The following is a 26989-nucleotide window of genomic DNA, read 5'->3' as shown; positions in this document are numbered from 1 at the left end:
CCCTCCGGCCACGAGCTGGTCGTGGGGACGCTGCGGCTGCCCCGGATGACCGTCGCCCTGCTCGTCGCCGAGGCCGGCGTCGTGTTCGGGAAGGGTGCCGGGGCCCGGACGCTCGCGCCCCCTCCCGCCGGTCGACGGGCCGGACGCGCCCACCGTGTGTGTCACCGGCGGGCGCGTCACCGGCTGGTGCCCGGTGCGATCAGCGGACGGCGGACGGTGTCCGCGCCGGGGCCGCTGTCATGCCGTGATCGCCGCACTCACCGTCCGTTCCGCCTCCTTGAGCACCTCGGCCACATGCCCGGGCCCCAGGAAGGATTCCGCGTAGACCTTGTAGACGTCCTCGGTTCCCGAGGGCCGCGCGGCGAACCAGGAGTTCTCGGTCGACACCTTCACCCCGCCGAGCGGCACACCGTTCCCCGGAGCGGCGGTGAGAACCGAGACGACGGCCTCCCCGGCGAGGAGGCCGTCCGCGGCCAGGGACTCGGGCGACAGCGCGGAGATGCTCGCGCGCTGCTCCGCGGTGGCGGGGAAGTCGACCCGGGTGTAGGCCGGCTCGCCGAAACGCCGCGTGAGAGCGCGGTAGTTCTCCGATGGGCTGCTTCCGGTCCTCGCGATGATCTCCGCCGCCAGCAGGGACGGCACCAGGCCGTCCTTGTCGGTCGTCCAGACCGAACCGTCCCGGCGCAGGAAGGAGGCGCCCGCTGACTCCTCCCCGCCCCAGCAGAGAGCGCCGGTGCTCAGACCACCGACAAACCACTTGAAGCCAACCGGGACCTCCATCACCGGCCGGTTCATCTGCCGCGCGATCCGGTCGATGATGCCCGATGTCACCACGCTCTTGCCGATTCCGGCGCCGGCGGGCCACTGGTCACGGTGGGCGTGGAGGTACCAGACGGCGGCGGCGAGGAAGTGGTTCGGGGCCAGCAGGCCGGCGTCCGGGGTGATGATGCCGTGCCGATCGGCGTCGGCGTCGTTCGCCACGATGACGTCGTACCGGTCCCGCTGGGACACCGGGCCCGCCATCGTATGAGGAGAGGAGCAGTCCATCCGTATGCTGCCGTCCCAGTCCAGGGACAGGAACGGCCACCGGGGATCGACCACCGGATTCATCACGGTGAGATCGAGGCCGTAGTGCTCACCGATGCGGTCCCAGTAGGCGAGTGAGGCGCCACCGAGAGGGTCGGCGCCGATCCGTACCCCGGCCGCGCGCACGGCCTCCAGGTCGAGCACCGAGGCGAGGTCCTCGACATACCGTCCGAGGTAGTCGTGGGTGGCGACCGCCGGACCCCGGACGGCCCGTTCGAAGGGGGTGCGGCGCACTCCCGCGAGCCCTTGGGCGAGCAGTTCGTTGGCCCGGTCCTGAATCCAGGAGGTGGCGTCCGCCGCCGCCGGTCCCCCGTGCGGCTGGTTGTACTTGTAGCCGCCGTCGCCCGGCGGATTGTGCGAAGGGGTGATCACCACGCCATCCGCGAGCCCCGAACGCCGGTCCCGGTTGTGCGCGAGGATCGCGTGGGAGACAGCCGGGGTCGGCACGCACCGCGCCGCGCTGTCGACCACCGTGGTCACACCGTTGGCGGCGAAGACCTCGACCGCGGTTCTGCGGGCGGGTTCGGAGAGAGCGTGGGTGTCCGACCCGATGAACAGGGGTCCGGTGACGGAGCGCATGGCCCGGTAGTCGGCGACCGCCTGGCTGATGGCGGCCACATGATCCTCGTTGAAGCCGGTCCGCGACGCGGAGCCACGATGTCCATTGGTGCCGAAGGCGACCCGCTGGGACGGCTCGGCCGGATCAGGGCGCAACGCGTAGTAATCATCGGTCAGCTCCGCCGGATCGATCAGGTCCCCGGGCAGCGGTCGCGTACCCGCACGTGGGTGAAGCAACGCCATCTCCTTGATGTCATGGCACCGTCATCAGTCGCTCAGAGCGTTCCCCATCGGGTGTCATGCCATCTCCGGCGGGCCCGGTGATTCGGATGATCGGGTTCAGTACCGCCGCGGGACGGTGTTCCGACAGCGGACGGGAGGTCCGGGGGCCGGCGGGAGGGCCGGGAGCCCGGGGGCCCCGGCGGCGGGGCCGCCGACTCGCCGGACCGGCACTCCACGTCCCGGGCACACCCTCCACGCGCGCCGGGGATCACCGGGGGATCACACCCCGGCCCAACGGCGGTGCGGCCCGTGCGCTCACCGCCGGCGGTCCCGGCGGGAGATCCGGACGTGCTGGTGAACAGCCGGACGGGCGGCACGCGGCGCCCGCGCGGGCAGCCGGGGTATCACGCGTGGCCCTCGGTGGCGGCATTGCCCGGCCAGGCGTGTGGATCTAGCTTTTCACGAGTCCCCATCGGAGAGCGGTGTTCCGGGTCGGCGCTGTGGCCGAAGCGGGAACCGGCGGACAACGGCGCGCGGGAAGGGACCACTTCGGCAGAGGGGGCACGGGCCGCGCGGTCGGAGCACCCACGGTGAGGAAGCCGGTCCGCCATGCCGTACCGCCGCTCCTCGCCCGTGCCCGGCGGGCCCCGGACCCCGCGTCCGTGCCCGGCGGGGCCCCGGACCCCGCGCGCCACGGTGCGGTGGCACATCACCGCCGTCCCGGCACACGGGCCGACGGCGCGGAGCAGGCGGACACGGTCTCCGCCGCACCGCCCGTCCCCGCCCCCTCGCCTCCCGCCTCGCGTCTGTCCCTCCTCCGCCGCCCGCACCGCCCCGCCCGCCGAACCGCCCGCCGAACCACCGACCCGCCGACCCGCCGACCCGCCTCGAAAGGAATCCCGTATGACCACGCCCTCGCCACCGAAGCCGGCCATGGACGTCGCCTCCGCCCGGATCGAGGTGCGCCGGGTGCGCCGTGCCTTCTACGGACCGGCGTTCGTGGCGGCGGTGGCCTATGTGGACCCGGGCAACTTCGCCACCAACTTCCAGGCGGGTGCCGGTTTCGGGTATCTGCTCGTGTGGGTGCTGGTGATGGCGAACGTCGTCGCCATGTTCATCCAGTACCTGTCGGCGAAGACCGGGCTGGCGACCGGGCGCGACCTGCCGACGCTGTGCGGGCGCCGGCTGCCGCGGCCGGTGGCCGGCGTTCTCTGGGTCCAGGCCGAACTGGTCGTCATGGCCACCGATCTGGCCGAGTTCGTGGGTGCGGCGATCGCTCTGAACCTGCTCTTCGGTGTGCCCCTGTTCCCGGCCGGACTGGCCACCGCCGTCATCAGCTTCGCCCTCCTCGCCCTGCACAGCCGGGGCTACCGGCCCTTCGAACTCGCCATCACCTTCTTCCTGGCGGTGATCGGGTTCGGGTTCCTCTATCAGCTGGTGGCGGTGGGCGGGCCGGACAGCGCTCAGCTGGCCGCCGGCCTGGTGCCCTCGCTCGCGGGCACCGAGTCCCTCACCCTGGCCGTCGGCATCATCGGGGCCACCGTCATGCCGCACGTCATCTATCTGCACTCGGCCGTCACCGCCCAGCGGCGCCGGCCGGTGGGCGAACGCGCGACCCGGGCGGCGCTGCGTGCCCTGCGAACCGATTGCGCCGGGGGCCTGGGGCTGGCCGGGCTCATCAATCTGGCGATGCTCTGCGTCGCCGCGGTCCTCTTCCACGGTGCCGGCCAGGGCTTCGACGGCACCCTGTCGGCCGCGCACGACCATCTCGGCCGGCTGGTGGGCGGCCTGGCCGCACTGGCCTTCGCCGTGGCGCTGCTGGCCTCGGGGCTGTCCTCCTCGGGCGTGGGCACCTATGCCGGGCAGGTGGTCATGGACGGCTTCATCCGCCGCCGTCTGCCGCTTCTGCTGCGCCGCGGCCTGACCATGCTGCCCGCGCTGGCCGTGCTGGGCCTCGGTGTCCCCCCGGACGAGGCGTTGATCGCCTCCCAGGTGGTCCTCTCGTTCGGCATCCCCTTCGCCCTCGCCCCGCTGGTGTACTTCACCAGCCGCCCGGCCCTGATGGGCCCGCTGGTCAACCGGCGCGTCACCACGTGGACGGGGACGGTGATCTGTACGGCGCTGTCCGCGCTGAACCTGTATCTGCTCGTCCAGCTGCTCTTCGGCTGAGACGGAGCAGGGCCGCCGCGCGGGGCGGGCGCGGGGTGCCCTGGGCTGCGAAGCCGGACGAACCGGGTGGTGGCGCCGGCCGGCCGTGAGGCCCGTGCGCAGGGCGCCTTCCCGCCTCACCGGCTGGGGAGGCAGGATCGGTGAGCGGGGTCCGGTGCCGTGGATCGCGGGGCGATCTCAGGGCGATCTCAGGGCGGAGGAGGGAGCCCACGCGGAGCGCCGCCGACGGACGACAACGCGGCGGGGCGCGGTACCAGGGCACGCGAGCCCGGCACGATCCGGAAGAGACGGCCTAGGCGTCGATGTCGGTCCCCCTGGAGACCTTCTCCCACGAGGCGAGCTCGGCCCGCACCGAGTCCAGGTGTCCCACGAGAATGTCCACCGCGTCACCGCCGAGAGCCAGCCTCAGCGGGGTGTTCTCGGCCTCCAGGGCCATCCGGATCGCCTCCGCGGCCTTGGCGGGGTCCCCGGGCTGCGTACCGTCGCCGGTCCGCACCCGCTCCCTGGTGGCGCCGACCGTCTCCGCGTACGCCGGGTGCTCATCGGAGAAGTGGGCGGCGCCCTCGCCGAACAGATTGGTGCGGAACGCCCCGGGCTCCACGATCAGCACGGAGATCCCGAAGGGCGTCACCTCGTCGGCCAGGCCCTCGGACAATTGCTCCAGCGCCGCCTTCGTCGCGCTGTAGGCGGAGAACCCGGCGAAGGAGAGCTGTCCGCCGAAACTGCTGATGTTCACGATCGCCCCGCTCCCCCGTTCCCGCATCTGCGGCAGCAGCGCCCGGGTGAGCTGAGCCGGACCGAACACATGCAGCTCGAACAGGTCACGCAGCTCCCGGTCCGTGGTCTCCTCGAAGGCCCCGACCTGAGTGCGCCCCGCGTTGTTCACCAGGACGTCCACCCGGCCGTAGCGGGCCAGTACGTCGGCGGCCACGGAGTCGATCTCCTGACCGTCGGTGACATCCAGACCGACGGCCTCCAAGCGGTCCGGATAGGCGGCGATCAGCCCCGCCAGCCGCTCCGGCCGGCGGGCCGTGCCGATCACCGTGTGGCCGGCGGCGAGCGCGTCCTCGGCGATGGCCCGCCCCAGGCCGCTCGTCGCGCCCGTGACGAACCAGACCTCGCGCCTCCCCGTCATCGTCTCTCCGTCCTCCTCGTCCAGCAGGCCGGCGGCCACCCGGCGCGGGTCCCGCCGGCGGATGACCTCCATCGCCCGAACCCAGGCCGTGTCCAAGTCCTGCTGTGACAGCCATGCGTCATGGATGTCCATGGGCGTCATCTCCGTTGCCTCGCCGCGGTCACGGCGGAGTTGAACTTCACACGGGCCGCCGGGAGGCCGTCCGTCCGGGCCGCCCCCTCGCGGGACGTGCCGCGGGCGACCGCGAGGGCGCGGTGGCCCAGCCGTCGACGGCCCCCGGCACCGTGCCGTCGGACAGGTGGCCGGAATGTCAGGGTCGGGCCGGAGGGGCGGGACAGGACAGACGCCCGGGTGCCGCCGTCGGTGCCGCCGGGGAATGCGTCCTCGTCGCCCCGGGCCGCCCCGGACCGGGTCAGATCCTGGTCGTCCGCCGGTGCCGCGCGGGCGGAACAATCGTCTGCGCACGAGCCCGGAGTGTCCTGGCCCTCGGGGTGTGCTCGCGGCTCGCTCCTGGCTCAGGGCCTGTCGGTACGGGGCGCGGCGCGGGCCTCGGGTGAGTGGTCGTCACGGGTGCCCCGGGTCACATCCGCGTCGGCGGCGGCCGTCACCGACGCGGGACCGGCGCTCGTGGTCACCGTGGTCACCGTGGTCACCGTGGTCACGGCGCGGGCGGCCAACAGGCGCTTTGGTGTGCTCATCTCTTCTCCTGTCGGGTGCCGGTGGGCTGATCCGCCCGGGGAGGCCGCGTCCCTGGTGCCGACAGGATGGCCCGCACCGGGCGGCTCTGTCATGGGTTTCGCGTGGCATGTTCCTTGCGCCAGAGTGAACCCCGACGCACCCGCCGCGCGGGCGGGAAGGCGGTCAGCCCGAACGGGCCCGGCCAGTACGGCGCGTGCCCGTGCCACCCGCCCACGCCGGGCCAGGAAGGACGCGACGATGTCCCCGACGACCCCCTTGCCGCCCTCGTCCCCGCCGCTTCCCTCGGTTCTGTACTCCTCGGGCCACATCCCCGCGCGGGACCGCTTCGGTCACTGGCGCGAGCTGCTGAGCAGCACCCACGCGCCCATGGAGCTGCGCAGCGACCACTCCGACGACTTCCGGGCCCGGCAGCGGGTGATCAGGCTCGGGGAGGTGACGGTGTGGCCGGCCGCCTTTCCGTCCGTGGTCTTCCGCCGGCCCCAGAAGCTCATACGGCAGTCCGATCCGGAGACCTACCATCTGACCCTGATGCTGCGCGGCGGCGGAGTGGCCGAATGGCGCGACAAGACCCTGCGGGCGGGCCCCGGCACCTTCCACACCAGCGACTCCTCACGGCCGGTCGAGATCCGCTCCTTCGCGGAGCGGGACCGGATACTGATGATCGGGGTCGAGGTGCCCAAGGCCGTGCTGCCCCTGCCCCGGCGGCTCGCGGACCGCTCGGTGGGGCTGCCCATCCCGGACGACCGGGGCGTCGGGGATCTGCTGGCGCGCCTGCTGCGGCGGCTCGTGCGCAACCTTCCCGAGTACGGGCTCGCGGACGGACCGGGGCTCGGGGCGGTGATCGCCCACCTCGCGGCGACCGCGCTGGCCCAGGCGGTGGAGAACGACAGCGCGCTGCCGCAGCACACCCGCCGGGTCACGACCGCGCTGCGGATCAGGGCTTTCATCGAACAGAACCTGGGTGATCCGGGCCTCTCCCCCGCCGAGGTCGCCGCGGCGCACCACATCTCGACCAGTTACATGCACCGTGTGTTCCGGCACGAGGGTGTCACCGTGGGGGCCCTGATCCGGCGGCAGCGGCTGGAACGCGCCCGTGCCGACCTCGGCGACCCGCGCCGGGCCGGCGAACCCATCCAGGCGATCGCCGCTCGCTGGTGCCTCACGGCATCCGAGTTCAGCCGGAGCGTCCGGGCCACCCAGGGAATGACACCCGGCGAGTACCGCCGGCTGGCCCTGCGCGCCGAGTCCGGCGACCGACCGCACCCCGGCGAGGGACGGAGCCCGCACTGAGTCCCCGATCCTGACTGTATTTTCAGTCAGGATCGGGGGAGAGTCGCAACGGGAGCGGCCCGCCCGTCCCGCGCGAAGGCGCGGGGGGCGCGGGGGGCGCGAGGGGCGCGGATCAGCCCTGCCGCAGTGCGGAGAGTTCGGCGTCGACGGCTCCGAGCAGCAGGTCACGCGCGTGATGGAGCCTGACGCCTCCGCTGAGCCAGCGCATGCTCAACCCCTCCAGCAGGGCGGTCAGCCGCTCGGCCGACGAGGCGAGCGACGAGGCCGGCGCCATCGGCACGACCCGGCCCAGCAGGGCGGCGACCTCCTGCACCCAGTCCAGGGTGGCCCTGGCGAGATCCTCGCGCAGCACCTCGTCGAAGACGGCGCTCGCCCGCAGTTCGCCCCAGGCCGAGCTGTTCTCCCGTACCTCCGCGGTGTCCTGGAGCTCCAGCAGCAGGGTCCCCTCCAGCTCCTCCCGGGGGGTGAGGGGCGGATCGCCCGGGGCGCGGCCCGCCGTGTAGCGCTCGGCGCGGTCGCTGATGAACTCAAGGGTCTGCCGCAGCACGCCCGTGCGGTCCTTGAAGTGGTAGTAGATCAGCGCGGTGGAGACACCGGCCTCGGCCGCGAGTTCCTCCACGCGCAGCCCTCGGACCCCGCGCCGGGCGATCACCCGGGCGGCCGCTTCCAGGATCTGAGTGCTGCGAGACGCCATGATCGGCACTTTACCCGGGCGCCCGGCAGGCGGACCGACCCCCCGGACGACCCGGACGCCACGGGTTCCGGTCGGCGGGCCGAGCCGGACGGCTCACGACTCACGGCCCACGGCCCACGGCCCACGGCTCCAGGTTGACTGAATTTCCAGTCAGTGCCACAGTGTCGACACGGGAACGTACGGCTTACCCGGCATATCGGTTATTTCAGGGTGGAGCGCGCACCCTGATCGGAGGACCGCCGGCTCGCGCCGCGCCTCCCGTGCCCGCCCCGGCCGGATGTCCCGTCCCGCCGGCCCACGATCGGAGTCTCCCCGTGTTCAACCGTCCCACCGCTCGCCGGACCGCCCTCCGTGCCCTCACCGGACTCGGCGCCGCCGCTTTCGGCGCCGTGGCCTGCGGCCGCTCGGACAGTGGCACGCGCGCCACCGCGGTCGCGGACTCTCCCCGCCCGGCATCGGCGGGCGCGAAGCGCCGCCTCGGTGCCGAGTGGGAGAGCCACACCCGCACGTTCATGTCGTGGCCGGCCCTGACCTCGGTCTGGGAGGAGGACCTGCCCTATGTGCGCGAGGACATCGCGCGGATCGCGCGGGCCGTCGGCGAGTACGAGGCGGTCGTCATGATGGCCCGGCCCGCCCAGGTGAAGGCTGCCCAACGGGCGTGCGGCTCACAGGTCGAGGTCATTCCGCTGGCCGTGGACGATCTCTGGGCCCGTGACACGGTCCCCGTCTTCGTCGAGGAGGCCGGCGAGGTGATCGGTGTCGACTTCAACTTCAACGGCTGGGGCGACAAGCAGGAGCACACCAACGACGCCCGGGTCGGCCGCGAGGTGCTGGAGCGGTACGGGATCACCCGGGACCGGGCCCCGCTGGTCTCCGAGGGCGGCTCCTTCGAACCGGACGGCGAGGGCACCCTGCTCATCACCGAGAGCTCCATCGTCAATGTCAACCGCAACCCGGGCAGAAGCCGGGACGCCATCGAGGCCGAGCTGAAGCGGACACTCGGCGTCGAGAAGGTGGTCTGGCTGGCGGGCGTGCGCGGCGAGGACATCACGGACGCCCATGTGGACAGCCTGGTGCGCTTCACCGAGCCCGGAGTGGTCCTGCTCGACCGCGCGCACCCCGGCACCCCGCCCGACTCCTGGTCGCGCTCGGCCGACCAGGCGGAGTCGGTCCTGTCGCGGGCGACGGACGCCCGGGGCAGGCGCTTCGAGATCATCGATCTCCCCCAGCCCGATCTGAGGAGGATCACGGGTGAGGGAGAGGACTTCCTGGCGAGCTACGCCAACTTCTACATCGCCAACGACGCGGTGTTCATGCCCCGGTTCGGCGACCGCAAGGCCGATGACCGCGCCCGCTCCCTCCTGGGGGAGCACTTCCCCGACCGGGACATCGTGCCGGTGGTGATCGACACGGTCGCCTCGGGCGGCGGCGGCATCCACTGCGCCACCCACGACCAGCCGGGCCGCCCCGCCGCGTGACACCGACGGCCAAACCGGGGCCGTACCGGGGCCGTACGGGGCTCCGCGCCCGCTTCGGCGCGGGCCCCGTGCCGTACGGCGGGTGAGGTGGCCCCGGCCCGCCGCCCCACGGCGCTCCCGCCCACTGGTACGGGCCCCGTCCGCGCCGCCCCCTGCCACTCCCCGTCAGCCGGCGGGGGCGGTCCTCCGCGGGTGGATGACAACGGGCAGCTCGGCGTGGCCGTGGGAGATGAAGCTCGGCTTGGGGCGCAGCCGGTCCGGCGGCACGGCGAGGGCGAGATCCGGGAAGCGCTCGAAGAGCGCGCGCAGGGCGATCTCGCCTTCGAGACGGCCGAGGGCGGCTCCGAGGCAGAGGTGCGCACCGTGGCCGAAGGAGAAGTGGGTCTTGTCGCTCCGGGTCGTGTCGAAGTCGTCGGCGGTGGGGCCGTGCAGGTCCGGATGACGGTTGGCTGCGGCGTAGGAGGGCAGGATGGCCTCGCCCCGCCGGATGGTCACCCCGTGTTCGGGGAGGGGGATGTCCGCCGCGGCGAAGCGCATCGGCAGATGCGCGAGCGGGGCTTCGAGACGGAGTGACTCCTCGACGACGTCCTTCCACTCCACGCGTCCCGCACGGACATGGGCGAGCTGCGCGGGGTCGCCGAGGAGCGCGGCGATGGCGTGGTCCAGAAGATTGACGGTGGTTTCGAAGCCGGCGTTGACCACCAGCAGCAGGGTGTCCCTGAGTTCGGCCTCCGTCAGGGGCTCTCCGTCGCCTTCCGTGTCCCTGGCCGCGATGAGCGCCGAGGTGAGGTCGGGCCCGGGCTCGGCCCGCTTGGCGGCGATGAGGTCGGTGAGGAGCCCGTGGAGATCGCGGACCGCCGCGGTCGTCTCCTCGGGGCTGTGGCTGGTGGAGAAGACCACGTCGACGGTGCGGCGGAACCGGGGCCGGACGGGTCCGGGGAGGCCGGCGAGATGGCTGATGACCCGGATGGGGAGCGGGTAGGCGAAGTGTTCCCGCAGATCGACCGGCTCACCGGGCGGGGTTGCGGCGAGGTCGTCCAGCAGCTCCTCCACGAGCTGCTCGATCACCGGTGTCAGCGCGTTGATCCGGCGGGCGGCGAAGGCCGGTCCGATGGTGCGGCGCAGCCGTCGGTGCTCCTCGCCGTAGGCGGTGAACATGTTCTCCACCGCGACCCAGAGGGCGAGCGGCCAGATCCCGGCGATCTCCCCGGGGAAGGCGGGCCAGTGCCGCCGGGCGTCCTTGGAGACCCGGGGGTCCAGGAGCAGCCGGCGCAGCAGTGCCGGGTCGGTGACCGACCACGCCTCCACGCCGAGGGCGTCGACCCGGGTGAGGGGGCCCCGGGCACGGAGGGCGGCGTCCTCGCCATGGCGGTCGCTGCCGTGGGGATCGAGCACGAATGCGGCTTCTCGGGTCACGAGGTCTCCTCGGGGCAGGGCGCGGGGGAGCTGCGGGCCTGGGGACCCCATGCGGTTCCGGGCCGTTCCGTGGAAGCCCCCGGGGTCCGCCGCCCGCTCCATCCAGTACGGGAAATTCCGGCCGCTGTCCATGGCACCACACCTCCCGGCACAGGCCGGGCACGGCGGTTCACCGCCGGCGGACCGGAGCGGGGAGTCTCGGCGGGCCGGCGGCGCACCTGGGGGCCCGTGTGCGGTACGCCCGTGTGCCCGGCGGGGAGCCACCGGCCTCGGGCCGCGCACGCCCGTCGCGGATCGCGCGGAAGGGGACGGCGCGGCAGGGGCCGCAGCGCCCGATCGTACGGTGCGCCGAGGGAGGCGGCGGGCCGTCCGGATTCCCTGCGGTCCACCCCGCCCGCCGCCCTGCCCGCCGGAGTTCCCGGCCGGCGGGAGCGGACCGCCTCGCGGACGGACCCGGCTCGTCGGCCGCGCGGACGCCCCCGGCGGGGGCACTGCGACCGCACGAACGGGCAGCCGGGCATGAACCGGCGCGGCACCAAGAGCCACTGCGCGCGGCCGGGCGGCGGGCGGGGGCTGAGGGGCGAGCGGAAGGAGGGGTCCGTATGAGCGCGCCGGCTGACGGCGAACGGGGCGGCCGGCTCTCCGGCGACGACGGCGGGGATCACGACGTCGCCTCTCTCCGCGGCCGGGTGGCCGCCGTGTGGGAGCGGCTGCTGCCGTACACCACCGCCGGCCCGCGAGCCCGCCGCACAGCACACGGCGCGGGTGCTCGTTCGCATGCGCGGCGGCCCGCGACTCCCGCACGCGCGCCGTGCAGGGCTGCGGGCGCGCGGCGGAAGGAGACATCGTGCTCACGGATCGTCACGAGGTCCGGCACGGGCATAGCGGCAGGGATGTGCGGATGCGGCCTTCCTGGTATCAATCTTCCCCGGGCCCCCCGGTCCCCCCGGTCCCCCCGGGCCCCCCGGTCCCCGCGGTCCCCGCAGCGTCCGATGGTGCCGCGTGCGGACATCCGCGCTGCCCCTTGGGGCAGTCCGATGGCAGGGGGCGCGCTGGTGACGGCACCGCCGCGCGATCCCGCCACCGGGCACTTCCCCGCCCGGATGACCGCCAACGGTGCCGGCGGCCTTCACCGTCCGCGCCCTGCCGGGCCCTCGGGGATCATCCCGGGCTCGCGGGGGGGGGTTCCTGGTGATCGCGTCCCTCCCGGCCGGAGAAGGACGCCGCCGTCACTGCGCGCGGACCGGGCAGATCCTCATCCACCGCCCGTTCCCCGCCCGGCGGTCCGCATCTCGCGGGACGGCCGGTCAGACGGCCGCCAGAGCCCCGTCCCCCGGTTCTACTGCTGGAAGTCCGCGTGCAGGGCGATGTCGCGGGAGAAGCGCGGGGTGATTCCGGTTCCGCCGCCGTTGAGCAGGAGACCGCCCTTGGCCGTGTGCCGACCGGAGGCGAGGAGGTCGGCGTCACCGTCGCGGTCCATGTCCAGGAGCCGGACGGCGTGGCCGAGGTTGTCGGCGTACTCGGGGTCTCCGGGGACGCTGACACTGGCGCGGGTGAACCACCGGGAGCGGATTCCGGAGAGCCCGTTCTTCCCGCTGTGCACCACATGCACGCCACCCGCCCACTGGACACCGTTGACCTTCGCCCCGGACGTGCCCACGGCGAGGTCGGGGTAGCCGTCGCGGTTGACGTCTCCGGCGGAGATCGAGGCCCCGAATCCCGCGGAGGGCCGTCCGGCGATTCCCGGGCCGTCCGCCGTGATCCGGTAGGTGGAGGTCGGTCCGTTGGTTCCGCCGCGCCGGACCGCCACAGCGCCGACATCGCTCTTGTACTCGATGTCGGTGACCGCGAGGTCGCCGTGGCCGTCCCGGTCGAAGTCCGCGATGACTCCGCTGTTCCAGGGTGCCCATTCCGGGGAGAATTCCCCGTGGATCAAGGGCTGCTTCTCCGGTTTGATGGTGCTGCCGCCGCGCAGGAACCAGGTGCTGGGAGTGAGGACGTCGCTGTCCGTGATGCCGGAGCCGAGGGCGTAGAGGTCGGTGGCCCGGTCCTTGGTGACCTTCCCGGCGACCAGGCTCCCGATGCTGTGCATGTTGTCGTGGTTCGGGCTGTGCCGGGTGACCTTCCCGGTGCCCGGGCCCTCGGGGGTGAAGCCGCCCCGCTGGATGTGGACGCTGTGCTGGTCGGTGACGGCCAGGTCGGGTCTGCCGTCGCCGTCGAAGTCCCCGGCGGCGAGGCTGCCGCCGAAGTAGGAGCTGGGCGGGGACGGCCTGTAGGGCAGTTCGGTCGCCGTGGTGCCGAGTCCGGAGCGGGAGCCCCACATGATGAGGATCACGCCCCGCACCGTGGGGGGCCCTTCCAGGGAGACGCCCTCGGACGGGTCGCTGACGGCGACGTCGGCGTATCCGTCGCTGTTGAAGTCCGCGGTCGCGAGACCGGTGCCGAACTGGTCGAACTCGCCCACCTCGCCGGGGATGCCCGGGCTGTTCTGGTCAAACGTGGCCGTCTCGCGGCCGGGGCCGTTGGCGGTCCCGTGGGTGACGGTGACCGTCCCCCGGACATGGTCCTGGGAGCGGAGGGTGCCGCCGGTGATGTAGTCCCGGAATCCGTCGCCGTTGACATCGTCGGTGACCCCGGCGGGTCCGGGCCGCTGCCCGGGTGCGGCGGGTGCGGCGGGTGCGGCGTTGGCGGTTTCCGCGGTGAGACCGAGGAGCCCGCCGGTGAGGGCGGCGGCGGTGGCCGTCGCGATGAGGAGCCGGGCGTTCTGGCGTCGGGGCATACGGGACCTCCTGCGAAGTGCGGCGCCGTCGCGGTGCCGCGCCGGCCGGGGCCCACCGGACGGCTGCCACCGTGACCGGAGGGGACACCGAGGAGACTCACCGAGGTGATCAAGGGTTGTACGCGATGAGGGCGGCACCCGGGATCATGCCTCCGCCACACCCGGTCCGCGACCGACGCCCCGGCCGCCCTCCTCATCCAGCCGCAACCGGCACGGGGATGTCCGGTCCCCCGGTTGGCCCCTGCCGCAGCCGCGCGCACTGAGCACGCGGAGCACGCTGGCGCTGCCGCCCGCCGTGGGGAGTGCCGTCAGGCCGGGCCGTCAGGCCGGGATGACATCTACTCGGCCCTGCTGATGCCCATCGCCTGTTCCACCATCTCGTCGCTGAGACTCGGGGTCGCCAGTGGAGGATCTCCGGGGCGCCGGCGAAGACCGTTGAGGAGGATTTCGAGGTAGCGCCGCCAGGTGTCCGGCTGCTGGCCGCTGGTGAACTGGGCGGCGGCGTGGACCATGTGCTGGATGACGGGGATGTCGGCGGGAGTCACCTCGGGACGGAGATCCCCGCTCTCCCGGGCCCGGCGGATCAGGGCCTGGAGCAGGGGCAGCATGCCGTCGCGCGCCGAGTCGATGGGGGCGGAGGTGTGCGCGCCCAGCATGAGCACTTCGTACAGGCCACGGTTCTCGGCGAGGTCGGCCGCCATCTCCACCAGGAAGTCGACGAGACCCTGCCAGGCGTCGGGGTGGGCGAGGGCCCTGTCGGCCGCCTCCTGGCGTATCCGGAGGTCCTGGGCGAACAGGGCCTGGATCAGGGCTTCCTTGGTGGGGAAGCGGCGATAGACGGTCCCGACGCCGACTCCCGCGTGGCGGGCCACGCCGTCGAGCGTGACGCCCAGCCCCTGCTGGCCGAAGACCTCGCGTGCCGCGTGGAGGATGCGCTCGCGGTTGAGGGCGGCGTCTCGGCGCAGGGGGCGACCGCCCTCCATCGGATCGCTCTGCCGGGAACTCTCCGTCATGCGGCACAGGATAGTCCCGTTGATCCCGGCCGGTCCCCGACGCCCCCCGCTGTGACGAGATCCCGGACCGGTGCGGCGGAGTGCTCCCCGGGCGACACCCCTTCAACGCCGCGCCTCCGGAGCGGAGTTGCTGGCACTCCGGACCCGGCGGTGCTACGGTCAATAACTGGAGATACCTTCTCCACTTACTGAAGGGGCTGCTATGGCTGCCGCGCATCGCGGGTTAGGCATGATCGCCGGGATCACACTTCTCGGCCTGGGCGTGACGGCCTGCTCGTCCGCCGGACCCGTGACATCCACCGAGACCCTGGAGATCGCGGCCGTGACCAGGACGGCCGACTGCCCGAAGTCCCCCGCCCCCGGCGGGCCACCCGGAGGCAGCGTTCCGATCGCGAAGACGGTGAAGCCGACCAGTACGCAATCCAGCACGGTCATCGTTCCGGACGGACCACAGATCCGCTGCGGGAAAGAGCAGGTGACCATGCGTCAGAACATTGTGTACGCGTCACCCGTCGTCGGCGGCGTGCGGCACGACCTGCGGCTGGATCTGCAGATCCCGCGGACGAAGGGCCCGAAGCCCCTGGTGGTCTACATCACCGGCGGCGGGTTCCAGATGGCGGACAAGACGAACAACCTCAACCAGCGCACCTACGTGGCCGAACAGGGTTACGCCGTGGCCAGTATCGAGTACCGCACCACCAGGACCGGCTCCACCTACCGGGACGGCGTCGCGGATGTGAAGTCGGCGATCCGCTATCTGCGCGCCCACGCGGACGAGCTGGGAATCGACACCGGCAGGGTGGCGGTCTGGGGCCAGTCGGCCGGCGGCTATCTGGCGGCCATGACCGGCGCGACCAACGGCAGGGAGCAGTTCGAGCAGGGCGACAACCTCGACCGGAGCAGCGACGTCCAGGCCGTTGTCGACCAGTTCGGCACCCATGACCTCGCCAGGACCGCCGACGACTTCGACGCGGAGACCAGGGCCCTGTACATGGCGCCCAACAGCTCCATCAACGCCTACGTCTTCGGGCCGAACTCGAACAGGACGGTTCTGACGGACCGCGCCGCGAACCGGGCGGCCAACCCCGCCACCTACCTCAGCCGGTCGTCGGCACCCTTCGTTCTGCTTCACGGCGACAGCGACCGCATCATCTCGCCCAGTCAGTCACTGATCCTTCTCGACGCCCTCAAGGCGAAGCGGGTGCCGGGCACGCGCTATGTCATCAAGGGAGCCGACCATGGCGACCTGGCCTTCCTCGGTGATCCCGAGGCCGGAAAGAAGTGGACCACCCAGAAGGTGATGGGCACGATCACCCGATTCCTGGACAGGGAACTCCGGAACCGACGGTGAACCACCGGTTCCCGGCACGCGGTGCGCGGGGCAGGGGGCGGGGGGCGGGGGGCGAAGCTGCCCCCGGAGCCCCGGCGAGGCGGCGGCGGACCGGGGCATGCGCCATGCGCCACCCGGCGCCCGCCCGCGAGGAGTGGTCCCCAACAACAACGGAAAGGCGGTACCGGATTTCTCCGATACCGCCTGCGACCTGCGAAAACGCTGGTCGGGACGACAGGATTTGAACCTGCGACCCCTTGACCCCCAGTCAAGTGCGCTACCAAGCTGCGCCACGTCCCGTTACCCGTTTGACCTGGGGTTTCCCCTGGCTGAACGCGCATGAGAACAATACCGCACTCGGACCGGTGGTCACGAACCGCTCGGCGGGCGGGTCCGGGGGCGGGGAGGTGGGGATGCGGGCGGGGCGGGCGGGATGGTTCAGGGGGTGCCCGGAGGGTGGGACAGCTCGGGGTGGGCGTCGAGGAGGCGGCGGGGGGCCGCCTGGCGCCAGGAGTCGAGGAGGATGGCACGCAGCTCGGCCTCGCCTTCGAGGGCCGCGAGGCGGACCCGGAGCCAGGCGTAGGAGTCGTCGTGGCCCTCACGGAGGAAGAATTTATCGGGCTCGGTGGCGATCAGCTCGGCCCGGTCCTCCTTCGGGCACTTCACCCCCATCACCGAGTCGTCGTCGTCCAGAGAGGCGAAGATCCGACCGCCGCTCTCCAGCCGGAAGGTGGGCATCCCCCAGGCGGGCTTCTCCCGCGCCCCGGGGAGGGAGAGGGCGACCCTGCGCACATCGTCCGCGGTGACCATGGGACGACGGTACGCCGCCGCACCGGCCGGCGCCCCCCGCCGGGAGTGGCGACCCGGGCCGGAAAGCGCTTCCCCCTCGCTCACCCACCGGTCGGTGCCGCCCCGAGCAGCCGGCGGACACGGACGGTGGCCTCCCGGAACTCCGGGCGGGCCACCGTCGCGGTGTAGTCGCGCTCGGCGGGCAGCGCCACCTCGGTGATCTCGGTGACCGTGCCGGGCCGGGGGCTCATCACCACCACCCGGCCGGCCAGCGCGCACGCCTCGGAGATGGAGTGGGTGACCAGCAGCACGGTGGTGCCGGTCTCCCGCCAGATCCGGTTCAGCTCGGTGTTCAGCTGCTCGCGGGTGAGCGCGTCGAGCGCCCCGAAGGGCTCGTCCATCAGCAGGACCGGGGGCCGGTGCAGCAGCGCCCGGCACAGGGCGACCCGCTGCCGCATCCCGCCGGACAGCTCGTGCGGATAGGCGTCCTCGAAGCCGTCGAGGCCGGTCATGGCGATCAGCTCCTCGGCGCGCCCCCGGGCCGTGGCGGCGGGCATCCTCCGCATCTCGGCCTGGAGCAGGATGTTCCGCCGGACCGAGCGCCACTCCAGGAGGGCGGCGCGCTGGAAGACGTAGCCGATGTCGCGGCGCGGGCCGGTCACCCGTTCACCGCCCAGCCGCACCTCCCCCTCGGTCGGGGCGAGCAGGCCCGCGACCAGTTTGAGGAGCGTGGACTTGCCGCAGCCCGAGGGGCCGACGATGGCGACGAACTCCCCCGCCGCCACATCGAGGCTCACCCCGCTGACCGCGGTGACCTCCCGCCTCCGGGTGCGGAACCGGACGGTGACCCCGCCGAGGCCCACGGCCGCCGGCGTCCGGCCCGCGCTCGCGCCGCCCATCGCCGTGGTCATCCCTTCGGGGCGGTGGCGCTGTCCCAGTACTCCGCCACCGGCCGGGGTTCCCCGACGAGCCCGGCCTCGGCGAGGACGTCGATGGTCCGCTGCCAGTCGGCCTCCGTGTTGACGCCGGGGGCCTTTCCGCGAGTGGAGGGGGTGTGCAGCAGGGTCAGGGTCGTACGGAACTGCTCCGCGAGCACCTCCTCGGGCGGTAACTGCTCGCTCGCCCCCTTCATCGCGGCGACCGCCGGGCCGGGCGCCTTCCCGGCCTCGGCGAACGACTCGCTGACCGCCGCCGCCATCCGCCGGGCCACCTCCCGGTGACCGCTGAGATAGCGCTCTCCCGCGATCAGCCCATTGGAGTAGAAGTTCAGCCCGTGCTCGGAGAAGCGCAGATGGCCGACCTTCTTGCCGGCCTTGTGCTGCATGGTGGGGCCCTGGTCGCTGGCGTAGCCGAGGAGCCCGTCGACCCGGCCGGAGATCACCGCCGCGATCTTGCCCGCCGGGTCGGTGTTCTGGACCGTGACATCGGACTCGCTGAGGTTGTTCTTGCGCAGAAAGACCGGGAAGGTCCTGGCCAGCGCGTCCCCCGCCGTGCCCGCGATCGTTCTGCCCTTGAGGTCGGCGGGCGAGGTGATGTTCTTCGAGGCGAAGAACTGCACGGACGACGGTGTGGTCTGGAGGAAGACCCCGAGACTCCTGGCCCGCACTCCGGAGTCCGCACCGGAGAGCAGCGCGGGGGTGTCGGCCCAGCCGAAGTCGCTCTGCCCGGCGCCGGTGGCCTGGACGGTCTTCTGGGAGCCCTGACCGGCCCGGATGGTGAGATCGATACCGTGCTTCTCGAAGATCTTCCGCTGCTTGCCGTAGTAGAACGGCGCGTGTTCGCCGTACGGATACCAGTTGAGGGTCAGCGTGACCCTGTCCAGCCCTCCGCCCGGCCCGGTGGCCGTGGTCCGGTCCGCGCCGTCGCCGTCGCCGCCGCAGGCCGTGGCGGTGACGGCGACCAGGAGGAGCGGGAGGAGAAGACCGGGAGAACGTCTGCGCGCGGTCATGGCGGGTCCTTCTCGTCGGCGCGGGCCGGCCGCACGCGCGGTGGGTGCGGCTGGGGGGGGTACGGGTACGGGGGCGGGGGCGCTTCAGTGGGCGGTGGTGGCACTCGCGTCCCGGCGGCCGGCGTGCCACGGGAGGAGCAGCCGCTCGGCGATCTCGACGAGGACGAAGAGGACCACGCCGATCAGGGACATCACGATCAGCCCCGCGAAGAGCATCGGGGTGTCGAGATTGCCGTTGGCCTGGAGGATGACGTAGCCGAGCCCTTCGTTGGCACCGACGAACTCACCGACGACGGCTCCGGTGACGGCGAGGGTGACGGCGACCTTGAGCCCGGAGAAGAGATACGGCAGGGCGGCCGGGAAGCGGATCTTGGCGAAGGTCTGCCAGGGGCTCGCGCCCATGGTCGCGGAGAGCTGGAGCAGCTCGGGGTCGAGCGCCTTCAGCCCGGTCACCATCGAGATGACCACGGGGAAGAAGGCGATCAGTACGGCGATCAGGATCTTCGGGGCGATGCCGAAGCCGAGCCAGACGACGAAGAGCGGTGCCACGGCGATCTTGGGAACGACCTGGGCGAGGAGCAGGATCGGGTAGAGGGTTCTCTCGACGGCCGAGGAGTAGACCATGATCACCGCGGCGGCCACGCCGACGGCGGCGGCGATGGCGAAGCCGAGGAGGGTCTCGTAGGCCGTCACCCAGGCGTGCCGCGCGATGTAGTCGGCCTTGCCGGTCAGTACGTCGAGGGTGGCGGACGGCGAGGGTACGAGATAGGGCTCGACCAGTCCGGCGGCGGCGGTCACCCACCACAGGACGAGGCAGACCAGCAGCAGGGCCGCGGGGCGCCAGCTCTTCTCGGCGGCCCGGATGAGCCGCTCCCCCGCTCCCGGCCCCTTCCGCCGGGCGACTCCGGAGGCCGTCAGGGGGGTCGTCTTGAGGGCGCTCTGGCTCACGGTCGGCTCCTCCGGTCTCCGGAGTGGTCACGGCGTCGGCTACGAGCGTTCGGGGGGTGCCCGTCCGGGCGGGGAACACCCCGAGAAAGCGCTTTCTGACGGGGTGTCGCCACGCTAGTGACTGTTCTGACACACGGTCAAGAGGTCGTTCCGAAGTTTCGGCCGGACGCTGTGGAGGCGGGGGGCGGACCGGGGGCGGACCGGGCCCCGCGCCGACGCGCACTCGTACCGCGCGGGGAGTCGGTGACCGCGCCGCCGGAGGCGGTCGTGGCGGTGGCGGTGAGCCTCCGGGAAGTGACCACAGGTCGGGGGCCCGGAGACCGGAGGTCGGGGGCCACCAGGGCCTGGGACCTGGGACCTGGGGGCCGACGGCTGAGAGCCGGGGCCCGGCGCCGACGGCTGGGGGCCGGGGCCACCCATGCTCTGCCCGGCGGCCCCGCGCCGGGCAGGGCAGCCGGGCACGACCGACGCCCCGGGAGGGGCCCGGGGGGCGGGCCCGTCCGGGAGGCGGGAGCGGCTCACCCTCCGGTCCGATCCGGCCCGATCCGGTCCGGGCGCGAAGGCCGGAGGCCGGAGCCGAGGCCCGGAGCGGCCCCCGCTTCCGCCCGGACCGGCTCACCGGCGGGCCGGCGGTGGCCTCCGGGTGCCTTCCCGGGCGCGGCCGGCTCGCCCCGGGGGCCCGGGGGTGGGCCGCGTACGACTTCCCCCGCGAGGACTCAGCGGCACCACCACTCCGGACAGCCCACCGGCTCCCCCACACCCCGAACGTGGCTGTAATTGACCGGCGACTGCGGGTGAGGACACATGGCCGGAGCGGGACACCCGTGGGAGCCCTGGCGTCACATCCGCCCCCGAAGGCATGGACGGGACGAAGGGCAAGGCACAGGTTCCCGACATCCCGGGAGCGGGCGCCGGCGGAGGCGAGGGGGTGGTGCGGGAGCTTTTTGGGGATGCTCTGGAGCACCGGGCGTGAAAACAGCTCGCGGTGAACTGCCCGCACGCCCCGGAACATGACGGGAGGACCCCCGGCACTCCCCGGCACTCCACCCGGTATCGGGGCAAAGCTCTGGCCCTGTCCCTCGGAAGGGCAGGGGCGCGGGGCCGAAGACACGCCCGTGCGCACGCCGTTCACCACCGGCCCTGTCCCGCACGCCGACCACTGCCCCTGTGCGCTGGTACGGCTGATTCTGTACTCCGGACGCGCCGCTCGGCTGAGTCCGCTTCCGGCCAGGTCTATGCCGTATCGGTTCTTCACCTAGTGCCGGATGTCCCACCTGTGTACGCCTGAGACGGCTTGTTGTCGCCCGATGTCCATCCGGCGGAAATCCCATGGCCGTTGGCATGTGGCACACAGTTGCCCGGAGGGAATGCCGTACGGCAGAACCCGAGGTGGTCCGGCCTCGCGGTACGGGGGACCACTGTCGACGCACCACCTGCTCGAACAATCGCCCGAGCAGGCGTATCACAGAGGAAGGCTCGCGATGGACGGGTACTTCACCAACCGGCGCCACCAGCAGCTGCGCGGCCGTGTAAGGGACTTCGCCGAAAGGGAGGTGCGACCGATGATCCCCGCCATGGAGGCATCGAGATCCGCGCACCGCGAGCTGTCCCGGCTGATAGCCCGACAGGGCTGGCTCGGTGCGACGATCAGTCGCGATCACGGGGGTATGGGGGCGGGGCATCTCGCCAAGACGATCATCATTGAGGAACTGTCCAGGGTCAGCGGGGCCATGGGCGCCATGGTTCAGGCGTCCCAGTTGGGCGCCGCCAAGATCGTCCACTTCGGCAGTGAGGAGCAGAAGAAGACCTGGCTGCCGCTGATCGCGGCCGGCGGCTGCCTGCCGACCATCGCCGTGACCGAGCCCGAGTCCGGCGGCCATGTGCTGGGCATGGCCGCCACCGCCGTCCGGGACGGCGACGAGTACGTCCTCAACGGGCGGAAGGTGTACGTCGGCAACAGCCACGTCGGCGACCTGCATGGCGTGGTGGTCCGCACCGGACCCGGCTCCGGAGGGCTGACGGCGTTCCTGGTCGAGTCCGACCGGCCCGGCTTCAGCACCGGGGAGCAGCTTCCCGCCATGGGGCTGCACGGCTTCAGCTTCGGCGAGCTGTACTTCCGCGACTGCCGGGTCCCGGCGTCCAACCGGCTCGGCGCGGAGGGCGACGGCCTTGCCGTGGCGTACTCCTCCAGCGTGCTGTACGGGCGGGCCAATCTCACCGCCGTGTCGCTCGGCATCCACCAGGCGATCCTGGACGAGACGACCCGCTTCTGCGCCCAGCGGCACCGCTACGGCAAGCCGCTGCACGATCTGCCCTCGATCAAGCTGAAGCTGGGGAAGCTCCAGTCACGTCTGATGACCGCGCGGCTGGCCGCGTACCACGCCGTCCATCTGCTCGATCAGGGCCTGCCCTGTGACGCGGAGCTGATGAACGCCAAACTGATCAATGTGGAGTCGGCGATCGACTCCGCGCGCAGCGCCATGGAGATCCACGCGGCGGCCGGGCTCTTCACCGACCGGCCCATCGAGCGCTATCTGCGCGACGCGCTGCACATGTTCGCCCCCGCGGGCACCTCCGACATTCAGCTGCTGCGCCTCGCGGAGGTGGCTCTCGGTACGGCGAAGGGAGAATGGTCGCAGCGGCTGTCCGAGGCCGTGCGGCTGGAGCCGGCGCTCTGACGGGACGGGCGCGGACGGCCGCAGGGCACCGGCCGCGCCCGCATACGCGGAAGACATCCCGGGGAGCACCCGGACCCGGGCGGCGCCAGGCGACCGCCCCGACAGGCTCCGACGGCCGAGCCTCGCTCTCGTCCTCGCTCTCGTCCTCGTCCTCGTCCTCGTCCTCGTCCTCGTCCTCAGATGGTCCCGTCCTCACGCCGGTGGATCTGTTCGATCAGCTCGGCCGCCAGGGACTTGATGGTCTCCAGACCCGCGCGCCCCCAGGGCCTCGGTTCGGTGTCCACGACACAGATCGTGCCCAGCGCGATACCGGTGCGGTCGATCAGCGGGGCGCCGAGATAGGAGCGGATGCCGATCTCGTCCACGACGGGGTTCCCGGCGAACCTCGGGTAGTCGCAGACGTCCTCCAGCACCAGCGCCTTCCGCCGGACCACCACATGGGGACAGTAGCCGTGGTCCCGGGCCATGAAACGGCTGACCTCGCCGCCCGCCGCGGCAGCCGCCGACAGGTCGCCGCCGTTGTGCGCGCCGGACGGTGTGTGCAGCCCGGCGAAGTACTGCCGGTTCTCGTCAATGAAGTTGACCATGGAGTAGGGCGCTCCGGTCACCTCGGCGAGATGGTCCGCGAACTGGTCGAAGGCGGGGTCGGGACGGTCCCCGAAGCCGAGCTGCCGCAGCCGGCGCACCCGTACCGGCGCCTCCCGGTCGATGGGGGTCAGCAGCAGATGACCGGTGGGGTGGTATGTCATGACGGTGCTCCATAGCTCGGTGCCGGGGCCGGCGCCGCGGGGGTGGTGAGAAGGTGCCGCACAAGGGTGACCAGGGTCCCGATCCCTGAGCTGGCGATCCGGGCGTCACACATCACGACCGGCACCTGGGGCCGCAGATCGAGTGCGCTGCGCACCTCGTCGGCGTCGTAGCGGTAGGCACCGTCGAACTCGTTGACGGCGACGACGAAGCCGATGCCGCGCCCTTCGAAGAAGTCCACGGCGGAGAAGGAGTCCTGGAGCCGGCGGGTGTCGGCGAGGACGACCGCGCCGAGGGCGCCGTCCGACAGTTCGTCCCACATGAACCAGAACCGCTGCTGGCCGGGTGTTCCGAAGAGATAGAGCACATGGCGGTCGTCGAGGGTGATCCGGCCGAAGTCCATGGCGACGGTGGTCGTGGTCTTGGACTCCACCCCGTACAGATGGTCGGTCGCCATGCTGACCTGGGACAGCAGCTCCTCCGTGCTGAGCGGTTCGATCTCGCTGACCGCGCCGACGAAGGTGGTCTTGCCGACGCCGAAGCCCCCGGCGACCAGAATCTTCAGCGCGGTGGGGAAACCGGCTCCGGCAGGCGCGGGGCCGCCGGCCCCGATGCGCTGGTGGTGCGGACGCCCCGGGTCGGGGGTGAGGAGATCCGGTCGGTCGGCGTGGGCGGGGCGACGGTCGGCCTGAGAACTGCCGAGGTCGGAGCCGTCGCCTTCAGAGCCGTCGTCGTAGGCCATCGAGCACTGCCTCCAGCAGGGAACGGTCGGTCGGGGTGTGGTGGCAGCGGGGCGCCCGCGCGGTGATCGCGCCGCAGTCCACCAGGTCGGAGAGGAGGACTTTGGTGACCACCGCGGGCAGCCCCAGATGGGCGGAGATCTCGGCGACCGAGATCGGGCCGCCGCAGAGGCCGAGCGCCAGGGCGTGGTCGGGGCCGAGGCCCTCGCCGGGGACGGCCCCGGTGGCCATCACCAGCGAGAGCAGGTCCAGTGCCGCCGTGGGGCGGGTACGGCCGCCGCTCACCGTGTACGGCCGTACCAGCCGGCCGGCCTCGTCGTCGAGCAGCGGCCGGTCCTGCGGGGTGGGCACCGTCAGCGGCCCGCAATGCTCGGCGCCCCGGTCGACTGTCTGGCCGGAGTGGTGAGATACGGCCGGACGCTCTTGACCAGCATCGCCATCTCATAGCCGAGTACGGCCGCGTCGGCCTCGCGGTCGGCGAGTACGGCCAGACAGGTGCCGGAGCCCGCGGTGGAGACGAACAGCAGGGTGGAGTCGAGCTCCACCACCACCTGGCGGACCACCCCGCTGTCCCCGAAGCGCGCTCCGGCGCTGCGGCCGAGGGAGTAGAGCCCGGAGGCCAGCGCCGCGAGGTGATCGGCGCTGTCGGAGTCCAGGCCGTGCACGGACTTCACCAGACCGTCGGAGGAGAGCAGGACCGCGTTGCGGGTGTAGGGCACGCGCTGGACCAGACCGCTGAGCAGCCAGTCGAGGTCCGATGGCTGGCCGTTCGGCGCATCACTCGCCATGGTGGATCTACTCCTTGGAGGTATGGTCGTAACACTGGGGTTCGGGGTGGTGCGGCGCAGGGGCGGCCGACGGGGCCGGCGGGGGCTGTTCCTCCGCGCGTTCGATGCCTCGCTGGAAGGCCGCCATCAGGCCCGGGTCGTGCACCACGTGGTCCTCGGCACCGCGCTGCGGCGGGCCGGTCCTGAGCTGAGGCGCGATGTGCTGCTGGCTGCGGCGTCTGGGCAGTGGGGGGCGGCCCTGGCTGCCCTGCACGGCGCCGATGGGCACGACCGGGAGGCTCGGCCGCGCGGCGGCGGGCTGTCCGTCGCCACGGGGCCGGTGATGGGCACCGGGGCGGGCCGCGGCCGGGTTGGGGCGGTCGATGTGCTCGGCGCGCACGGGGAGAGGGGCGAGGGTGCGGGGGGTGGTGTGCACCGGCGGGGGCTGTTGCCCGGACCGGGGCTGTGACGGCGGACGGGCCTGGGTCTGCTGCTGGGGCCGGGGCTGGGGATTGGCCTTGGCCTGCGGCTCGGTCTGCGGCTGGGTATGCGGCTGGGCGCGGCGCGGTGGGGGTTGCTGATGCGGTGGCCGCTGTTGCGGTGGTTGGCTCTGTGGCTGAAGCTCGGGCCGGGGGCGGCCGCGGGGGATCTCGGGCGACGGCGCGGGGGCCGGCCGGGTGGTGAGGGCGGGCTGTGGCGCGCGGTGGTGGCACGCCGACTCGTCGTCCGCGTTGGTGTCGATGTGCTGGAGCCCGGTGGACTCGGCGCCCAGCAGCCCCTGCGGCACCACCAGGATGGCCTGGATGCCGCCGTAGATATTGGACTGGAGCCGGACCGCGATGCCGTGTCTTCGGGCCAGGGCGGAGACGACGAAGAGGCCGATGCGCCCGTCCTGGAGCAGCCGGGCGACATTCACCTGATCGGGGTCGGCCAGAAGGGCGTTCATCCGGTTCTGCTCGTCCATGGGCATGCCGAGGCCGCGGTCCTCGACCTCGATGGCGATCCCGGCGGTGACGTGCTGGGCGCGCAGCAGGACCTGGGTGTTGGGGGCGGAGAAGGCGGAGGCGTTCTCGACCAGTTCGGCGAGGAGATGGATCACGTCGGCGACGGCGTGGCCGCGCAGGGTGCCGTCGATGGGCGGCACCAGCTTGACCCTCGGGTACTGCTCGACCTCGGCGATGGCGGAGCGGAGCACCTCGGTCATGGTGACCGGGTTGGACCACTGCCGGCGGGAGATCGCACCGCCGAGCACGGCGAGGTTCTCCGCGTGGCGGCGGATGCGGGTGGCCAGGTGGTCGACGTGGAAGAGGCCCTTGAGCAGCTCGGGGTCCTCCACCTCGTTCTCCAGCTCGTCGAGGAGCTGGATCTCCCGCTGGACCAGTGACTGGAGGCGCCGGGCGAGGTTGACGAAGACCTCCAGCTTCTGTTCGTTGCCGACGCTGCTGGAGAGCTTGGACGCCTGGACCACGGCGGCCACCGCGGTCTCGTGCGACCGGCCCAGCTCGATCGCGAGCCGGTCCAGCTCGTCGCCGCAGGGCGGGGGCGGCTGCGGGGTGCGGGCGGGGGGCGGTCCCTCTCCGCGCCGGAGCCGTTCGACGACGGTGCGCAGGTCCGCCTGGCGGCGTTCGGTGGAGCGGCGCAGCGAGGCACAGCGGTGGAGCAGGGAGCCGGCCATGCGGTCGGCGCCCGTGGCGGCGGCGGCGACCGACGCCATGGCGAGGGCCGCGGTGGTGGTCAGTACGGCCCACAGGGCGGCGGACGGCCGGGGGGCCGCGGTGTGCACGGTGAAGCTCACGGCGGTCGCGCCGCTGAGCGCCGCGACGAGGGCGGGCAGCACCGCCGTACGGAACAGGCGCGGGCGAATGCGGTGTTCCGGCGAGGGCGGCAGGGGACGCGGTCTGCCCGCCGGGGAGGCGTGGCGGGTGCCTGACAGGCCGTGGCGCCCGCCGTCACGGCGGTCCGGCCGCGTGGCGGGTGCGCGTAATGGAGACATCGGCGTCCTTGGTACGTGGGGGTCCCAGGATTCGGCGTACTGCGTGGGGATTGGCTGTGCCGGGTGTGTGGTCCGCACGGACAACGGTGTACCGGCACAGGCGAGATGAGCCCACCGTTGATCGCTGGCCACACACGGTAGTCGCCCAACGAGCGGGGAAGGTGAGGAGTTGACAAAGTTCCCCGCTATTCACCCCGCTCTGGTATGAGGCACCGCACTCCGGTACGAAAAAGGATGAGTCGATCCCATGAGCGAATAGGCGGGATGAGGGAGGGCGCGGGCGCGGGGTGGGGGCGGGGTCGGGGCCGGGCGTACGCGGCACGGCACGGCGCGTACCGGCCCCCGGCACCCGGCCCCGGGTGGAGGGCAGGGGGCGGGACGCGTGTGCTGGAGGTCGTGGGACGGCGGGCGGGCGGGCGCTGGTCCGGGCGCAGAGCGGCTACGGACACGCGACCGGGAGTCCCAGGGCGGCGGACAGCCGGGAGCAGCTGGCCCCCCGGCCCCGGGTGG

General features: G+C 72.6%; 21 protein-coding genes and 1 tRNA gene. 5 read left to right on the top strand and 17 right to left on the bottom strand.

The genetic code is table 11. The annotated features are described in order from the left end of the window. Positions 1-237 precede the first annotated feature (237 nt). Positions 238-1881, bottom strand: coding sequence for a phosphoglucomutase (alpha-D-glucose-1,6-bisphosphate-dependent) (gene pgm, locus ACWCRA_RS29585; RefSeq protein ID WP_451069052.1), 1644 nt, complete (start codon positions 1879-1881; stop codon positions 238-240). 888 nt (positions 1882-2769) lie between these two features. On the opposite strand from pgm, the gene ACWCRA_RS29580 reads away from it, so the two are divergent. Then, the gene (locus ACWCRA_RS29580; RefSeq protein ID WP_351558029.1) at positions 2770-4035 is read left to right on the top strand and encodes an Nramp family divalent metal transporter; all 1266 of its coding nucleotides are present in this window, start codon (positions 2770-2772) and stop codon (positions 4033-4035) included. Between the two features lie 292 nt (positions 4036-4327). Here the strand turns inward: ACWCRA_RS29580 and ACWCRA_RS29575 are convergent, their stop codons facing one another. Beyond that, positions 4328-5170 (bottom strand): oxidoreductase, encoded by an 843-nt coding sequence (locus ACWCRA_RS29575; RefSeq protein ID WP_451069056.1) that lies wholly within the window; start codon positions 5168-5170, stop codon positions 4328-4330. Between the two features lie 515 nt (positions 5171-5685). After that, positions 5686-5868, bottom strand: coding sequence for a hypothetical protein (locus ACWCRA_RS29570; RefSeq protein WP_451069051.1), 183 nt, complete (start codon positions 5866-5868; stop codon positions 5686-5688). Positions 5869-6106: 238 nt separating this feature from the next. Between ACWCRA_RS29570 and ACWCRA_RS29565 the strand changes: the two genes are divergently transcribed. Then, positions 6107-7159 (top strand): AraC-like ligand-binding domain-containing protein, encoded by a 1053-nt coding sequence (locus tag ACWCRA_RS29565; RefSeq protein WP_451069050.1) that lies wholly within the window; start codon positions 6107-6109, stop codon positions 7157-7159. A 112-nt stretch (positions 7160-7271) separates the two neighbouring features. Here ACWCRA_RS29565 and ACWCRA_RS29560 read toward each other — a convergent pair whose 3' ends face one another. Next, positions 7272-7853 carry a TetR/AcrR family transcriptional regulator gene (locus ACWCRA_RS29560; RefSeq protein ID WP_451069049.1) on the bottom strand — a complete coding sequence of 194 codons (582 nt, stop codon included), beginning with the start codon at positions 7851-7853 and terminating at the stop codon, positions 7272-7274. A gap of 314 nt (positions 7854-8167) precedes the next feature. Between ACWCRA_RS29560 and ACWCRA_RS29555 the strand changes: the two genes are divergently transcribed. Continuing rightward, a complete protein-coding gene (locus ACWCRA_RS29555; protein WP_351558021.1) occupies positions 8168-9331 on the top strand; it encodes an agmatine deiminase family protein in 1164 nt (387 codons plus the stop codon). Between the two features lie 165 nt (positions 9332-9496). Here the strand turns inward: ACWCRA_RS29555 and ACWCRA_RS29550 are convergent, their stop codons facing one another. The 3 genes from ACWCRA_RS29550 to ACWCRA_RS29540 all read right to left on the bottom strand — a co-directional run bounded on the left by ACWCRA_RS29550 (position 9497) and on the right by ACWCRA_RS29540 (position 14539). Next, a complete protein-coding gene (locus tag ACWCRA_RS29550; RefSeq protein ID WP_451069048.1) occupies positions 9497-10747 on the bottom strand; it encodes a cytochrome P450 family protein in 1251 nt (416 codons plus the stop codon). Between the two features lie 1339 nt (positions 10748-12086). Then, complete coding sequence (locus tag ACWCRA_RS29545) at positions 12087-13526, bottom strand: FG-GAP and VCBS repeat-containing protein (RefSeq protein ID WP_451069047.1); 1440 nt, start codon at positions 13524-13526, stop codon at positions 12087-12089. Positions 13527-13864: 338 nt separating this feature from the next. Continuing rightward, positions 13865-14539 (bottom strand): TetR/AcrR family transcriptional regulator, encoded by a 675-nt coding sequence (locus ACWCRA_RS29540; protein WP_351558015.1) that lies wholly within the window; start codon positions 14537-14539, stop codon positions 13865-13867. Positions 14540-14741: 202 nt separating this feature from the next. Between ACWCRA_RS29540 and ACWCRA_RS29535 the strand changes: the two genes are divergently transcribed. Beyond that, positions 14742-15890 carry a prolyl oligopeptidase family serine peptidase gene (locus tag ACWCRA_RS29535; protein WP_451069046.1) on the top strand — a complete coding sequence of 383 codons (1149 nt, stop codon included), beginning with the start codon at positions 14742-14744 and terminating at the stop codon, positions 15888-15890. Between the two features lie 202 nt (positions 15891-16092). Here the strand turns inward: ACWCRA_RS29535 and ACWCRA_RS29530 are convergent. From ACWCRA_RS29530 to ACWCRA_RS29510, 5 genes are all read right to left on the bottom strand, one after another. After that, a tRNA-Pro gene (locus tag ACWCRA_RS29530) sits at positions 16093-16169 on the bottom strand. Between the two features lie 138 nt (positions 16170-16307). Then, positions 16308-16679 carry an MmcQ/YjbR family DNA-binding protein gene (locus ACWCRA_RS29525; protein ID WP_351559006.1) on the bottom strand — a complete coding sequence of 124 codons (372 nt, stop codon included), beginning with the start codon at positions 16677-16679 and terminating at the stop codon, positions 16308-16310. Between the two features lie 80 nt (positions 16680-16759). After that, a complete protein-coding gene (locus tag ACWCRA_RS29520) occupies positions 16760-17569 on the bottom strand; it encodes an ABC transporter ATP-binding protein (protein ID WP_451069045.1) in 810 nt (269 codons plus the stop codon). Beyond that, entirely contained in the window at positions 17566-18606 is a 1041-nt protein-coding gene (locus ACWCRA_RS29515) for an ABC transporter substrate-binding protein (RefSeq protein WP_451069044.1), read from the bottom strand. The genes ACWCRA_RS29520 and ACWCRA_RS29515 overlap by 4 nt, the downstream gene beginning before the upstream one ends. A gap of 84 nt (positions 18607-18690) precedes the next feature. Continuing rightward, the gene (locus tag ACWCRA_RS29510) at positions 18691-19554 is read right to left on the bottom strand and encodes an ABC transporter permease (protein ID WP_451069043.1); all 864 of its coding nucleotides are present in this window, start codon (positions 19552-19554) and stop codon (positions 18691-18693) included. A 1481-nt stretch (positions 19555-21035) separates the two neighbouring features. Here ACWCRA_RS29510 and ACWCRA_RS29505 point away from each other — a divergent pair. Further along, a complete protein-coding gene (locus ACWCRA_RS29505; protein ID WP_351557128.1) occupies positions 21036-22232 on the top strand; it encodes an acyl-CoA dehydrogenase family protein in 1197 nt (398 codons plus the stop codon). 176 nt (positions 22233-22408) lie between these two features. On the opposite strand, the gene ACWCRA_RS29500 is transcribed toward ACWCRA_RS29505, so the two are convergent. The 5 genes from ACWCRA_RS29500 to ACWCRA_RS29480 are packed head-to-tail and all read right to left on the bottom strand — an operon-like array spanning position 22409 to position 26323. Next, the gene (locus ACWCRA_RS29500; RefSeq protein ID WP_351557125.1) at positions 22409-22981 is read right to left on the bottom strand and encodes a GAF domain-containing protein; all 573 of its coding nucleotides are present in this window, start codon (positions 22979-22981) and stop codon (positions 22409-22411) included. After that, positions 22978-23721 (bottom strand): GTP-binding protein, encoded by a 744-nt coding sequence (locus ACWCRA_RS29495; protein ID WP_351557122.1) that lies wholly within the window; start codon positions 23719-23721, stop codon positions 22978-22980. The genes ACWCRA_RS29500 and ACWCRA_RS29495 overlap by 4 nt, the downstream gene beginning before the upstream one ends. Then, complete coding sequence (locus ACWCRA_RS29490; protein ID WP_351557120.1) at positions 23699-24070, bottom strand: DUF742 domain-containing protein; 372 nt, start codon at positions 24068-24070, stop codon at positions 23699-23701. Before ACWCRA_RS29490 ends, ACWCRA_RS29495 begins: the two co-directional genes overlap by 23 nt. A gap of 2 nt (positions 24071-24072) precedes the next feature. After that, the gene (locus tag ACWCRA_RS29485; protein WP_351557117.1) at positions 24073-24507 is read right to left on the bottom strand and encodes a roadblock/LC7 domain-containing protein; all 435 of its coding nucleotides are present in this window, start codon (positions 24505-24507) and stop codon (positions 24073-24075) included. Positions 24508-24514: 7 nt separating this feature from the next. Continuing rightward, a complete protein-coding gene (locus tag ACWCRA_RS29480) occupies positions 24515-26323 on the bottom strand; it encodes an ATP-binding protein (protein WP_451069042.1) in 1809 nt (602 codons plus the stop codon). Between the last annotated feature and the right edge of the window lie 666 nt (positions 26324-26989).

It is taken from the genome of Streptomyces sp. NPDC001889 (genome assembly GCF_053594535.1).
Note: the sequence above shows the minus strand (reverse complement) of the source record. Positions and strands in the feature narration are given on the sequence as shown.

Bases quoted from the DNA above. Each gene is read 5' to 3' on its own strand.
- ACWCRA_RS29495 (WP_351557122.1), bottom strand. From the start codon at position 23,721: ATGGCCTACGACGACGGCTCTGAAGGCGACGGCTCCGACCTCGGCAGT.
- ACWCRA_RS29525 (WP_351559006.1), bottom strand. From the start codon at position 16,679: ATGGTCACCGCGGACGATGTGCGCAGGGTCGCCCTCTCCCTCCCCGGG.
- ACWCRA_RS29535 (WP_451069046.1), top strand. From the start codon at position 14,742: ATGGCTGCCGCGCATCGCGGGTTAGGCATGATCGCCGGGATCACACTT.
- ACWCRA_RS29565 (WP_451069050.1), top strand. From the start codon at position 6,107: ATGTCCCCGACGACCCCCTTGCCGCCCTCGTCCCCGCCGCTTCCCTCG.
- ACWCRA_RS29485 (WP_351557117.1), bottom strand. From the start codon at position 24,507: ATGGCGAGTGATGCGCCGAACGGCCAGCCATCGGACCTCGACTGGCTG.
- ACWCRA_RS29505 (WP_351557128.1), top strand. From the start codon at position 21,036: ATGGACGGGTACTTCACCAACCGGCGCCACCAGCAGCTGCGCGGCCGT.
- ACWCRA_RS29515 (WP_451069044.1), bottom strand. From the start codon at position 18,606: ATGACCGCGCGCAGACGTTCTCCCGGTCTTCTCCTCCCGCTCCTCCTG.
- ACWCRA_RS29545 (WP_451069047.1), bottom strand. From the start codon at position 13,526: ATGCCCCGACGCCAGAACGCCCGGCTCCTCATCGCGACGGCCACCGCC.
- ACWCRA_RS29500 (WP_351557125.1), bottom strand. From the start codon at position 22,981: ATGACATACCACCCCACCGGTCATCTGCTGCTGACCCCCATCGACCGG.
- ACWCRA_RS29580 (WP_351558029.1), top strand. From the start codon at position 2,770: ATGACCACGCCCTCGCCACCGAAGCCGGCCATGGACGTCGCCTCCGCC.
- ACWCRA_RS29570 (WP_451069051.1), bottom strand. From the start codon at position 5,868: ATGAGCACACCAAAGCGCCTGTTGGCCGCCCGCGCCGTGACCACGGTG.
- ACWCRA_RS29575 (WP_451069056.1), bottom strand. From the start codon at position 5,170: ATGACGGGGAGGCGCGAGGTCTGGTTCGTCACGGGCGCGACGAGCGGC.
- ACWCRA_RS29540 (WP_351558015.1), bottom strand. From the start codon at position 14,539: ATGACGGAGAGTTCCCGGCAGAGCGATCCGATGGAGGGCGGTCGCCCC.
- ACWCRA_RS29560 (WP_451069049.1), bottom strand. From the start codon at position 7,853: ATGGCGTCTCGCAGCACTCAGATCCTGGAAGCGGCCGCCCGGGTGATC.
- ACWCRA_RS29520 (WP_451069045.1), bottom strand. From the start codon at position 17,569: ATGACCACGGCGATGGGCGGCGCGAGCGCGGGCCGGACGCCGGCGGCC.